At 61.4% G+C, this 12,236-nt stretch carries 13 protein-coding genes; 8 read left to right on the top strand and 5 right to left on the bottom strand.

From position 1 onward, the window contains the following. The first annotated feature begins 474 nt into the window (after positions 1-474). From ltrA to A37A_RS0114560, 7 genes are all read left to right on the top strand, one after another. Positions 475-1,794, top strand: coding sequence for a group II intron reverse transcriptase/maturase (gene ltrA / locus A37A_RS0114590; RefSeq protein WP_020494528.1), 1,320 nt, complete (start codon positions 475-477; stop codon positions 1,792-1,794). Between the two features lie 348 nt (positions 1,795-2,142). Next, positions 2,143-2,469 carry a hypothetical protein gene (locus A37A_RS0114585; RefSeq protein ID WP_020494527.1) on the top strand — a complete coding sequence of 109 codons (327 nt, stop codon included), beginning with the start codon at positions 2,143-2,145 and terminating at the stop codon, positions 2,467-2,469. Positions 2,470-2,471: 2 nt separating this feature from the next. Continuing rightward, entirely contained in the window at positions 2,472-3,086 is a 615-nt protein-coding gene (locus A37A_RS0114580) for a hypothetical protein (protein ID WP_018292213.1), read from the top strand. Beyond that, the gene (locus A37A_RS0114575; RefSeq protein ID WP_018292212.1) at positions 3,083-3,649 is read left to right on the top strand and encodes a hypothetical protein; all 567 of its coding nucleotides are present in this window, start codon (positions 3,083-3,085) and stop codon (positions 3,647-3,649) included. Before A37A_RS0114580 ends, A37A_RS0114575 begins: the two co-directional genes overlap by 4 nt. A 123-nt stretch (positions 3,650-3,772) precedes the next feature. Beyond that, positions 3,773-4,321 (top strand): hypothetical protein, encoded by a 549-nt coding sequence (locus A37A_RS0114570; protein WP_018292211.1) that lies wholly within the window; start codon positions 3,773-3,775, stop codon positions 4,319-4,321. Positions 4,322-4,697: 376 nt separating this feature from the next. Next, entirely contained in the window at positions 4,698-5,189 is a 492-nt protein-coding gene (locus A37A_RS0114565; protein ID WP_018292210.1) for a hypothetical protein, read from the top strand. Between the two features lie 151 nt (positions 5,190-5,340). Continuing rightward, complete coding sequence (locus tag A37A_RS0114560; protein WP_155996718.1) at positions 5,341-6,525, top strand: multicopper oxidase domain-containing protein; 1,185 nt, start codon at positions 5,341-5,343, stop codon at positions 6,523-6,525. 225 nt (positions 6,526-6,750) lie between these two features. Here the strand turns inward: A37A_RS0114560 and rpoN are convergent, their stop codons facing one another. After that, positions 6,751-8,139, bottom strand: a complete 1,389-nt coding sequence (gene rpoN, locus A37A_RS0114555; RefSeq protein ID WP_020494525.1) for an RNA polymerase factor sigma-54 — start codon at positions 8,137-8,139, stop codon at positions 6,751-6,753. 138 nt (positions 8,140-8,277) lie between these two features. On the opposite strand from rpoN, the gene A37A_RS0114545 reads away from it, so the two are divergent. Beyond that, positions 8,278-9,054: an MBL fold metallo-hydrolase gene (locus A37A_RS0114545; protein WP_018292206.1), complete on the top strand. Its 777-nt coding sequence runs from the start codon at positions 8,278-8,280 to the stop codon at positions 9,052-9,054. Positions 9,055-9,069: 15 nt separating this feature from the next. Here the strand turns inward: A37A_RS0114545 and A37A_RS17820 are convergent, their stop codons facing one another. From A37A_RS17820 to A37A_RS17815, 4 genes are all read right to left on the bottom strand, one after another. Next, on the bottom strand, positions 9,070-10,182 hold the full coding sequence (locus tag A37A_RS17820; RefSeq protein ID WP_196799657.1) for an IS200/IS605 family accessory protein TnpB-related protein: 1,113 nt from the start codon (positions 10,180-10,182) through the stop codon (positions 9,070-9,072). A gap of 219 nt (positions 10,183-10,401) precedes the next feature. After that, positions 10,402-10,722, bottom strand: a complete 321-nt coding sequence (locus tag A37A_RS20880; RefSeq protein WP_196799656.1) for a hypothetical protein — start codon at positions 10,720-10,722, stop codon at positions 10,402-10,404. Next, complete coding sequence (locus tag A37A_RS0114535) at positions 10,715-11,275, bottom strand: IS607 family transposase (RefSeq protein ID WP_018292204.1); 561 nt, start codon at positions 11,273-11,275, stop codon at positions 10,715-10,717. The genes A37A_RS20880 and A37A_RS0114535 overlap by 8 nt, the downstream gene beginning before the upstream one ends. A 371-nt stretch (positions 11,276-11,646) precedes the next feature. Continuing rightward, positions 11,647-12,236 (bottom strand): group II intron maturase-specific domain-containing protein (locus A37A_RS17815; RefSeq protein ID WP_018292203.1); only part of this gene is annotated, 590 nt, incomplete at its 5' end.

The following is a 12,236-nucleotide window of genomic DNA, read 5'->3' as shown; positions in this document are numbered from 1 at the left end:
CGGCAACTATTGCTCCAGCCGGAAGCACTCGGAGCGGCTACTGGTGGTAACGCCAGCGGTCGAAGCCTCTGGGGGAAAAGGCCCGGGAAGCGGGTCAGCGAGCAAGCAGGCCCTAAGGCAAGTGAACGCTGAACAAAGCCTCGAAACGGGCAATGCGGACGCCGAGCTCGTGAGAGAGAAGCGAAGGCCGTTGTCTCCCTGGGAAGGAGAGCAATACGTGCACTGTGGAGAGCCGCCGGGGTATTGGGCGAGGGCATGCGGGCAAAGGACGATGCATCAACACGGGAGGCCCACTTGGCCGGGAGCTCGGGTAGACCCCGAGCGGACCGACCGCTGCCCCGCGAGGGGCCGAAGCGGGACCAGGTGGGAGTCGGATAGGTCCACAGTACCTGGGAGCTCGGAGAAAGTCCGAGGGAGGGAAGGGGCCTTAGTTCAAGGGAAACGTACGAAGGAGCGAGAGCACGGAGATTGGCGATGAGTCTAGCACCTCCCTTGCGTGTTCGGAAGCTCCAGATGACGTTGCAGGAGAAAGCGAAGGCAAGTCCGACCTATCGCTTCTACTCCCTCTACGACAAACTCTACCGGGAGGATGTGCTCGCCTACGCCTGGAAGCTCTGCCGAAAGAACGGCAGGGCAACGGGAGTCGATGGGCAGACCTTCGAGCGGATCGAGGAAGAAGGGGTAGAGAGGTGGCTGGACCGATTGGCGGAAGAAATCCGAAACAAGACCTATAGGCCAGAGGCGGTTCGGCGGGTATGGATCCCCAAACCCGACGGGAAGCGGAGGCCCTTAGGCATCCCAACCATACGGGATCGGGTGGCACAGATGGCAGCGGTCCTCGTGTTAAGCCCGATCTTCGAGGTGGATTTAGCAGAAGAACAGTATGCCTATCGGGAAGGGCGAAGCGCCTTGGATGCGGTCAAGAAGGTGCATGCTCTCCTCAACACGGGCTACACCGAGGTGATCGACGCCGACCTCTCCGGCTACTTCGACAGCATTCCACACCATGCTCTGATGAAGAGCTTGGCCCGGCGGATATCCGCCGGCGTCATGCTTGCTCTTTTGAAGACATGGCTGGAAATGCCCGTCGAGGAAGAAGACGAGCGGGGAGGAAAACGGCGGACGACCCAGGCCAAGGATCGAGAGCGAGGGACCCCCCAAGGGGCTCCCATCTCTCCGCTTCTGGCCAACCTCTATATGAGGCGGTTTATCCTGGGATGGCAGCGACAAGGATGGGCTGCAAAGTGGGCGGCGCACATCGTATCGTACGCCGACGACTATGTGATCCTCTGCCGCCACCATGCCCAGGAAGCCCGGAAGCAAATGGAGAAGATCATGGAGCGAATCGGGCTCACCGTGAACCCGGAACAGACCCGGATCTGCCGAGTGCCGGAGCAGAGCTTCGACTTTCTCGGTTACACCTTCGGTCTTTGCTACAAGCCCATCACGGGCCGAAGCTACCTGGGGACTCAACCCTCCACGAAACGGGTGAACCGGCTGCTGCAGAGCGTAAGCGAACGGCTCCGCCGGAACACGCTGGGAAGGGACGGTGAGGAACTGGTGTTGCTCCTCAACCCCCGGCTGCAAGGATGGGCAAACTACTTCTGTCTTGGATCGGTCAGCCGAGCGTACCGGGCAGTGGATCGTCATGTCCGGTATCGGCTTCGCCGGTGGCTCTGCCGCAAGCATAAAGTCCCTGGGCAAGGAAAGATTCAGTTCCCGGATGCGTTTCTCCAGGAGAAGCTGGGTCTCATCTCTCTCGGGAGCTCTACGCGGAGCCTGCCGTGGGCATAATCCTGCGCAAACCTTGTCCGAAAGCCGAATGCGGGAAATCCGCACGTTCGGTTTGATGAGCGGGGAGTGGAGACGGCCGATAGGGAGAGATACTCAGGCACTGTCATACCGAAAGGGGCAGCTCCCGCTATGGCTCTCCTACGTCGCACCGCGCCACTCCTCGACTCCACACAAAGTTCGTGCCCGAGGCGCGGCGAATAGGGCTGGATGTAAGGCGGGGCCAAGGTTTTCCACCGGAGCTGTATGATGACATAGTGCGAGGAGGGAAAACCAAGTCTCAACGAAGCAGCCGAGTCCATCTCGCAGGCCGCAGGAGAACGAGTGTGAGATATGCGGGCTGGACGTCCTATGAAGGATCCTGTGAAGGAGAGCGGAACGATGGGCCATCACAGGGTGCTTCCGGAGCCGATCGCGGGAGCGCGATCGGGACGGGACGACCCCATGGAGCGCGAGGAGCCTCCGCCAAGCCTCCCGCGCCGCGAGGAGGATCCCCCGGATCTCCTGGCCCGGGCTTTCCAGGAGATTCCCCCGGAAGCGGAGGCGAGGAGCGCGCCGGAAACCTCTGTGGCGGCCGAGCGTTCCGCGCCCCCACCCGCTCGGATGCCTGGGGAAGCGGTTCCCCCTTCTCAGGACTCATCCGCTGGAACCACGAAAAGCCCCCCCCGCTTCTGCTGAGAATGCCGGAAGGACCATTGACGGACGCCAACGGAACCACAAATCGATGGACTCTTCCTCAACCTTTGGCGAACGTCTTCGGTTCCTCGGTCCAGCGCCTCTGGCGCTGGGCTGGCCTAACCATGGTCGGGGGGAGCATGCTCTACTTGGCGGTCCAGGCACTGCCGGCGATCTTCACTCCTGCCTGGTGGCGGGCCGGAGCCAAGGAAGCGCAGTGGATTCGCTTGCGGCAAGAGGGCGGGGAGATTCTCTTCCGGACAAATCTCCTCGAAAAAGAATTGGCGACGCGAACCCGGCTGGCTCCCCTGCTGCCGGCGGTGGCCTTCTCCTCCGTACCCTCGCTGCTCGTGGACGAGGTGGAAATCCTCACGCCCTCCGCCGCCGAAGCGGGGCGCGTGCGGATCGAAATCCGCAGCTTTGACGTGGACGGAATGGGAGCCATGGCGACCTTTGGAGCAATGGTCGGCTTGGCCTTTGAGAGGAGCACGGGACGAAAGGTTCGGCTGAACCCAACCGGGCTGAAGATTCCGTATTCGTTGGACAGAGGGGACTCTCATGGAGCGGAGCCGCTCCGGGCAACCCTGATCGCGCTGCTGCGCTGGGAGGATGTTCGATGAGTCGCAAGATGTTTGTCTTTCTTGCTGGCTGCCTTGGTATCGGCCTGAACCTCTTCTGGGCCGCCCAATGGATATCAGAAGAGGCCATGAAACGAGCTGCCGCCTGGCGGCAGAGCGAGGCGGCTCAGGATTTCCTTCGACAGCACTCCCAGGAAATCGAAGCAGGGAGATCTCGCTTGGCACAATGGGAGGCGCGCACCACCGGCTCCGTCGAAGCGCGGCTGGTCGACGTCGTGAGCCGCTTCCAACGCCGGAGGGATGACTTTCGCCTAGTGGCCTTGAGCCAGGCTCCCGAAGGAATCATCCTGGAAGCGGAGTGTCGTTCGCAGGCGGACGTGGAGTTTCTTTTCTTCTGCGACCGTGAGCTTCTCGACTTGGCGCCGACTCGCATTTCCCTCGGTTGTCCTCCTGGCACTCGGGTCGGGAGCTTGCGGATGGAGATCGCCTTTGGTCGCTTGAGGCTCGCCGATTCCTCCTCCGTCGCTTCCATCCCGTCTTCCGCTTCGTTGCCGCCTCTATCGACCCTGAGTCCACGAACGGGCGATTTAGGGTTAAGGCCCTGACGGAGGAACATGACGACCGGGCGTTAAAGATGAACCAGAGCGAACTAGAGAAAGAGACGAAAACAGGAGCGGCCGCTGAGTGGCGGAGCAAGGCTTTCGCCGACAACCCTCTTTCTCCTGGGGTTGATCGGCGTTCTCCTCTTTCTCCTTTTCCTTCCAAACCGGAAACCTGGATCGGAGATCGGAAAAGCGACCCATGCGGCCGCGCAGGCGGATGCGCCAGCCGGTCTTGCCGTAGAACGTTCGGCAAGCGTCCTGCGGCGTGTCCCGCCCGCCCCCTCTCCAAGCCTGACGGGAAGAGTGGCGCTTCCTCCTCCCAACGGAGTCGACGCTTTCGGGTTGCCGGCGAACGGCGCTTTTGAAACCGGATCCGCTCAGAGCGTGGAGCATCCTCTCTCTCTTTCGAGCCTTGCCTCCTACCTGCCGATTTGGGGCTATCTCGAGGGGCAAGAGGTGATAGTCGGGGGTCGGGTCTACCGTCCGAACGAACAACTCGTGATTCGAACGCCTTCTGGCCTTTGCAAAGCTCGAGTGGCTCAGATCGACCACCACTGCCTTGTCCTCCGGGACGAGGAAGGGACGGAGGTGCGCGTCCCCTGGCCTCGCCCAAGCGGAGGGCCTGGAGCATTGGGGAACGAGATCTTTATTGATCCTACTCCTTCGGGACAATGAAACCCCTTCCTTTGCTTCTGCTTTTGGCGGGAATTCTCGTTGGTTTCCCCCTTCTTCGATCTTGGGGAGAGAGCTCGGAGGGGGAATGGCGCAAGCAGGCTCCCGTTCCCCCGACGCCATTCGACGTCGATTTTCGGCCCGGGCAGAGCCCCGCTTCCCCATCCGCCGGTGGGCCATGGGAAAGGCCGGAGGAGGAAGCCGTGGCCAAGGCGTATCACATTCTCGGAATGCCGCTGAACGCCTTTCTCCAAGCCATGGCCCAGCGGGCGGGCACCAACTACATTCCCACACCGGATGTGCAAGGAATGGTCAACTCGGTCTTCTACGATCTCGATCCGCTCTCGATGGCCAAGCGGGCGCAGGGGCGAACGGCTACATGCTCGAGTCTCTCAACGGCGTCTTTGTCATCCACCGGTTACCTCCTGCAGTGGAAGCCCAGCCTTCGCCGAGCGCCTTCAGCCAGAAAAAGAGCGGGGCAATGCCCCTGGTTTCCCCTCACCGGGTTTCCTCTAAGCCGAGGACTCAATCCGGTGCCGCGATGCCGGAAAAGCCGAGTGCCCCTCGGATCTCGAAGCAACAAGCCGTGGGGCGGGAAGATGTCCGGCCCCCCAAGAATCTTCCCGTCGGACGGAGACCGGCCGTACTCCCCGAAGACAAGGAGTGGATTGACCTCACAAGGAAGCTTGCCCAGCAAAAAGAGGAGGAAAAGGAGCTCTTAGAACGAGAGCGGCAGCTCCACCGACAGCTTCGGAAGGAAGAGCGCACGCTGCAAGCCCAGCGGAAGGCGATCGAGAAGGCACTGCGCGAGCAACTCGTCCCGACAAAGAAGGCCGCCGAGGAGAAAACGCGGCTGCCATCGGTCGAATAGCTCTTTTAACCTGCATGTCTCCCAAGCGCTCTCCTGAGTGAGCCAGCGAATCCATACTCGAGGCCTCGATTGCGCCGATCCGGCCAATGCCTCCGGATGAACATCGGCGAAGCACAAGCCGGCACGGACAGCTCAGGCTCGGCGTCGCTTTTTGGAGCGGAAGGGCTGGTCGACAGGCGGCAAAAAGAGGATCAAGCCGGGTTATGCGGAGAGGTATGTCGCCTCGCCCCAAACGGGAACTGGTTCATTGACTCCCCTCTTCGGGCGGCTATGCTCGGCAACGGTGCAAGGGCGACAGGGCTCTCTCCGTTCCTGGTGGAGGAATGGGAAGTCGCGGATTCTTCTTTTGTTGCTGAGCGGCATTCTCCCAGCCATCCTCCCTTTGCCAGGCCAAGCCTCGGAAACCGAGGGCCTCCCCACGTTGGCCGACATCAGCCGGGACCCTTCCGATCTTCCGGGGCCCCTGCCGAGGAGAGCCCCGACGCAGGTTCGGATCGATCTGCAAGCCCGCGAGATTGACAGGAGGCTCACGGACGGCGCGACCTTCCGTTACTGGACCTTCGACGGAAAAGTACCCGGGCCGTTCCTGCGAGTCCGCGTCGGCGACACCGTCGAGGTTCACCTCCGCAACGATCCCGAAAGCCGAATGGTTCACTCGGTGGATCTGCACGCGGCGTGGGGATACTCAGGAGGAGCTACGCTCACCCAGGCGGTCCCGGGCGCGGAAAAGATCTTCACCTTCCGGGCTCTCAATCCAGGCCTCTATCTTTACCACTGCGGGACGCCCGTAATCTCGCAGCACATCGCCAACGGTATGTACGGTCTCATCCTGGTCGAACCGCCTGGCGGCCTCCCCAAGGCGGACCGGGAATTCTATTTCATGCAAGGGGAGATCTATACTTCCGGCTCCTTCGGCTCTTCCGGTTCCCTGGTGTCGGATCTTTCGAAAATCCTCCAGGCGCAACCGGACTACTTTGTATTCAATGGCGCGGTTGGCTCGCTGCTCCGCCATCCCCTCCGCGCTCGCGTCGGCCAGAAGGTGCGGATTTTCTTCGGGAACGCCGGTCCGAACTTCTCCTCCAACCTGCACGCGCTCGGAGCGATCTTTGAACGAATCTATGAGGATGGCAGCGTAGCGACGCCTCCCATGGAGAATAGCTGTTCGATTTTTGTCCCAGCCGGGGGAGCCGGATTTGTCGAGTTCGCGCCGAAGGTTCCGGGAACGTATCCACTCGTCGACCACTTTTTCTCCAGGCAGGAGAAGGGATTGGGCGGAGAGCTCCTTGTCACCGGGCCGCTGGATCCATCGATCATCCACGAAGGAAAGGCCCGCTAGCCTGCACGGCTCAGAAAGTTCGTACCCGAGGCGCAGCGGATGGACTTGGATGCAAGGCGGGGCGCAGGTTTTCTCCCGGAGTTGGATGACGACATACTGCGAGGAGGCCAAAAACCCAAGTCCCAACGAAGCAGCCGGGTCCATTTCGCAAGCCGCGGGAGAACGCTTAGGGGATATGCCGGCTAGGACACGCCTATTTTCCCCTGCACGCGCGGCCGCTTCCCTTCAAGCCGCCGAACGGCGGAGGTGGGAGGGAAGGATCTTCAGCGCCGCCCGATATTTGGCCACTGTCCTCCGGGCGAGCGCGATTCCCTTCTGCTGGAAAGCCTCGACGATTTCCTGATCGGAAAGAGGATTGCGCGGGTCTTCCTTGCGAACCATCTCCTCGATCGCCGCCTTGACGGTCTGATTGGAAAGGTGATCGCCCTTGGCCGTTTGATAGCCGGGCCGGAAAAAATACTTGAGCTCGAAAATTCCATGTGGAGTTTCGATATGCTTGTTGGCGATCGCCCGGCTCACCGTTGTTTCATGAAGGCCAATCCGGCGGGCGATCTCTCCCATGGTGAGTGGTCGTAGACGGCTCAGTCCGTGATCAAAAAATTCGGCCTGGCAGTCGACGATCGCCGAAGCAACTTCCGAAAGGGTCTGTTGACGGAAGCGCAGGCACTTAAGAATGAAGCGGCCGGACCGGATCTTTTCCTTGAGGTAGTTCCGCAAACCCGGATCTTGTCCGTTTCCATACAATAGGTCTTTGTACGCTCCGCTAATCCGTAAGCGCGGGATGGCTGCCTCATTCGTAAGGACAGTCCATTTTCCATCGATCCTCTCCACGCGAAGATCGACTTCGACGATCGCCTCCCTCTCGGTGCGGCGGAAGCTGCCGCCGGGGTTTGGCTGGAGGGTGCGAATCAAACCGGCGGCGGCCATGACTCGAGAGAGCGGGACGCGAAGCAGCTTGGCGATTTCGGAAAGCTTTTTGCGGGCAAGGAGCTCTAGGTGACCTTCCACGATCTTGGCTTCCACCTCCTGCCCTTTGCCTTGTCGGCGAAGCTGGATGAGAAGGCACTCTTGCAGGTTGCGAGCGGCGACCCCCGCCGGATCAAAGCTTTGAACTAGGTGGAGCGCTTCCTCCGATTTTTCTAAGGAGAGGTTCGTCCGGCTTGCGAGTTCTTCGAGATCGATCCGCAAATAGCCGCGGGCGTCGAGATTGCCAATGATCTCGATTCCGGCGCCGAGCAGATCCCGGTCGCCGGTTGTGGCCGTGAGCTGGCGGGTCAAGCAGTCGGACAGCGTTTCGGGAACCGCCTGCGAGTCGAAGAAGTATTGGCGTTTCTCCTCGGAGTCGTTGGCAATCCCGGTCCTGGCCTCCGTGGGCCCCAGATAATCACGCCACGATTCCTCGGTTTCGGCGAGGGCTTCCAGGGAAGTCTCCCCCGTTTCCTCCGGGGGGACCTCCTCGAGATCCTCTTCCAGGACGGGGTTGGCCAAGAGCTCTTGCGCAAGCGCGGAACGCAACTCGAGAGAGGCTGCCTGCAGCAGGGCCAAAGACTGCTGCATCTGCGGAGAGAGCGACTGGTTGAGCCGGGCGGACTGAAAAAGGCCTAGGGAAGGCACGGAATATGCTATTCATCGAACCGCCCTCTTTCCAGGACAAAAAAGGGGCTTCCCGCGGCTCCGGCGACGCTCGACCGATCGTTATGCCGTTCCTTCTTTGGGCTGGCCACCTTCCTGCCTTTCCGATAACTCAGAAGCATGTTCCGGCTCACGATCCTCGCCAGCGGGAGCAGTGGAAATGCGGCTCTGCTGGAGACGGGGAGGCGCCATTGGCTGGTCGATGCCGGACTCAGTAGCCGTCGTCTGGAAGAACGTCTTCAGGCGGTCGGAGTGGAACCATCGAGCCTTTCGGGAGTCTTCCTGACGCATGAGCATGCCGATCATGCCCGCGGCTTGCGCGTTTTTTTGCGACGCCATTCCGTGCCCTTGTACTGCAATGAAATGACTTGGCTTGCCCTCGGCGAGGAAGCGATGATCGACTGGCGGAGATTGGAAACCGCTTCCCGGTTGGAACTCGACGAGATGGAAATGGAGAGTTTTCCGGTCCCGCACGATGCGGCGGATCCCGTCGGCTTTCTCTTTCATCACGCGGCCGGAACGGTCGGTGTCTTGACCGACCTGGGCTACGCAACGCGCTTGGTCTTGGAAAAGATGAGCCGCTGCCGGGCGCTGCTCTTGGAAGCGAACCACGACCCGGGGCTGCTGCAGGGCGATTCCCGACGGCCCTGGTCGGTCAAGCAACGGATCCTCTCCCGCCACGGCCATCTTTCCAACCAGAGCGCGGCGGAGATCGCGGCGGAGATGGCGCGACGCGGGCTCCAGGAGATCATCCTCGGCCATCTGAGCGCCGACTGCAACCGGCCCGAACTTGTGGAGGAGGCGATCCGGAACCGGCTAGATCGGGCAGACCTTTCTTCCCTGTCGATCCATGTCTGGACCGAGGGCGGACCCGCCAGTCCGCTTTACTGGGAATAGACCGCACTGCCGTTCCTAAAACCATGGACAACCACTCCACTGCCAGGGAAGATCGTCCAGGACGCCGGCCAAACAGTGCTGCCGGCGGTTCGCGTGCCGGGGTTTCACCGGCAAAGTCCGGGTAGCGCCCAGTGCCCGCGCTTTCGGGGGCAGAGGCGCGGGAGGCTTTCGATTTCCTCCCGACCGGACATGCGCTGCATGCGCCGCTTTGAGCCTCTTCTGGACCCCCGCCCAGAACGACCATACATGCTTCGCCCGATTCCTCGCGGGTAGGGCGAAGGTGATATGGCCGCCATTGCGGGTCGGCACGACGGCCTCCCGCACGCACGGGCGCTCAGATAGGCCCAATCCTCTCCGGGCGACGGCGTGGGCCGCGCCCTGGTGAGAGCTGATGCCATGACGGCGCGCGTGGTTCACCGCGCCAATCACGGAAGTGTAGGCCGGGTCGACTTCGATCACCTCGACTCCGGCGCGAAAAGAGGCTGACTTGAGCATCGCGATCGCCTTGGCGTAGGCGAAGGAAGAGAGCGAGCGAGCCCGGACGCGATCGACGGCCTCCAGCTCGGTCCTCCTCTTACGAAGATCCAATCGCTCGATGACAAGCGGCTTGCCCGCATCGACGCAGGCCCGGGCAATCTCCTTGTACGCATCGCCGATGATCGCTTTCGCCTGCTCCTCGCTCATGCCGTAAACATTCAATCCGATCCGGCGGATTCCAGTCAGGTTGCCGAAGCGGTCCGTTTCGGCTACGGCCAAATGGTCCTCGTTGATGTCAACGCCGACCGCTCCGGCAAGGCAACGTGTCACCAGAGGAGCAGGTTGCGCCTCGATGCTCGCGAATAGCCGCCACCCCTTCCGATCCCGGATAAAGCGGTATCTCACCGCAGATCCCTCCCGCTTGCGAACGAGCTTCTCCGTCTTGGTTTGCCCGGTCACGATCCGGCTCGCCGAGAGCGCCTGGAGGATCGCCTCCTGGCCGTAGGCGAAGCGCACGCCCTCCAGCACCAGGTGTTTGCTCGGCCCTCCCAATCCGTTCGGCAACCGCAACCGCAGCCGCAGGCTGCCGTCCGGGGCGACCGCGCCTTGGCAGGACTGGTTGCCCGCCGTCTCGTCCTTCGATCCGAGCACAAAGAACTGGCTGCTCCGCTCCGCCTGCTAATCCTTCTTCCAAGCGGCATGATTGACGTATCCGTTCTCTTCCAAGGAAAACTGCTTGCGGAAGAGGCGGCGGGAACCGAAGCAGAGCTGGACCTGTCCGGACTCCCGATCGGCGATCAGCGCATCGAGCTTCGTCCGAAGAACGGCGAGCCGCCGCTTTTTCTGGTGAAGTTTGTTCGATCCTGGCTCCTACTTCTCAAGTCGGACGATCGCCTCTTCTGCTCTTTTGATCCGCCCTTTCGCTTCCTCGATCAACTCGGGCCGCCTTTCCTGGATCGAGGCGATCTTGCCTTCGAGCTCGATCCGGATGGCGTTGAACTGCCGGGCGGTGAGACCGAACCGGCGCAGGAACGACCGCTTGAGCTCGTTCCGGGGAACACCCGCCCGCATCTTGGCGAAGAGGCTCCGCTCAACCCGCCCGTAGAGCGCCGCGTAGGCGTCAAGCGACGTTGCTTGCGCGGGGGCAAGCGTCAAACGGGTCTGGTAGCTGAAAACGGGGAGCTTACTCATAGATCGCTTCGAGCGCCTTCTTGGCGCGGTTCTTGGCGGACCTGTTCCCGTGAAGCCTTGCACACATCGAAACGATGACCTCATGCAGGTCGCGCACGATATCGTCGGTCATCTCGTCTGGCTCCACCACCAGGACCGATCGACTCTGCGCGGCCAATGCCGCTTCAATGTGCTCGAATCCAAAGCGCATCAGTCTATCCCGATGTTCCACCAGGATGACGCCCACCTTTGGATCACGTAGCAACCCAATCATGCCTTTCCGATGGCCGTTCCATCCGGAGCCAACCTCCTTGACGGCCTTGACGATCGACAAACGCTTGGTCAGCGCGAACTCGGTTAACCGAGCCAATTGCCGGTCTAGATCCGCTTTTGGATCGGCGCTGGAGACCCGCGCATAGAGGGCGACCCCGTTGGGTTGTGAGGACTCCGCATGAACGATCAGCGTTGCGGTTGGCAACTGCTCGACCGGGACGGGCAAACGCCCCTCCTTCCACATCCGCCAAGCTGTCTTGTAGCAAACGCCCTGCCGCTTGGCCCAGACACTCAACTTCACGTAAACAGAATGCCATATCCAGCCACATATGGCTAGATGATATTTGGCTGTTGCCAGCCCTGAGGCAGGTCGCTCCCTTCCCGCGCCCCGGCAGTCGCTTTCGCCCGGAGCGGTAGGACGACAGACTGCGAGGAGGGCCAAAAACCCAAGTCCCAACGAAGCAGCCAGCCCCATCCGCAGCGCCTTGGGTACGAACTTTGCGTAGAGTCGAGGAGTGGCGCGGTGCGACGTAGGAGAGCCGTAGCGGGAGCTGCCCCTTTCGGTCTGGCAGTGCCTGAGTATCTCTCCCTATCATCCGTCTCCACTCCCCGCTCATCAAACCGAACGTGCGGATTTCCCGCATTCGGCTTTCGGACAAGGTTTGCGCAGGATTATGCCCACGGCAGGCTCCGCGTAGAGCTCCCGAGAGAGATGAGACCCAGCTTCTCCTGGAGAAACGCATCCGGGAACTGAATCTTTCCTTGCCCAGGGACTTTATGCTTGCGGCAGAGCCACCGGCGAAGCCGATACCGGACATGACGATCCACTGCCCGGTACGCTCGGCTGACCGATCCAAGACAGAAGTAGTTTGCCCATCCTTGCAGCCGGGGGTTGAGGAGCAACACCAGTTCCTCACCGTCCCTTCCCAGCGTGTTCCGGCGGAGCCGTTCGCTTACGCTCTGCAGCAGCCGGTTCACCCGTTTCGTGGAGGGTTGAGTCCCCAGGTAGCTTCGGCCCGTGATGGGCTTGTAGCAAAGACCGAAGGTGTAACCGAGAAAGTCGAAGCTCTGCTNCGGCACTCGGCAGATCCGGGTCTTTTCCGGGTTCACGGTGAGCCCGATTCGCTCCATGATCTTCTCCATTTGCTTCCGGGCTTCCTGGGCATGGTGGCGGCAGAGGATCACATAGTCGTCGGCGTACGATACGATGTGCGCCGCCCACTTTGCAGCCCATCCTTGTCGCTGCCATCCCAGGATAAACC

Origin of the sequence: Verrucomicrobium sp. 3C, assembly GCF_000379365.1 — a bacterium.
Taxonomy (GTDB): domain Bacteria; phylum Verrucomicrobiota; class Verrucomicrobiia; order Methylacidiphilales; family Methylacidiphilaceae; genus Methylacidimicrobium.
Note: the sequence above shows the minus strand (reverse complement) of the source record. Positions and strands in the feature narration are given on the sequence as shown.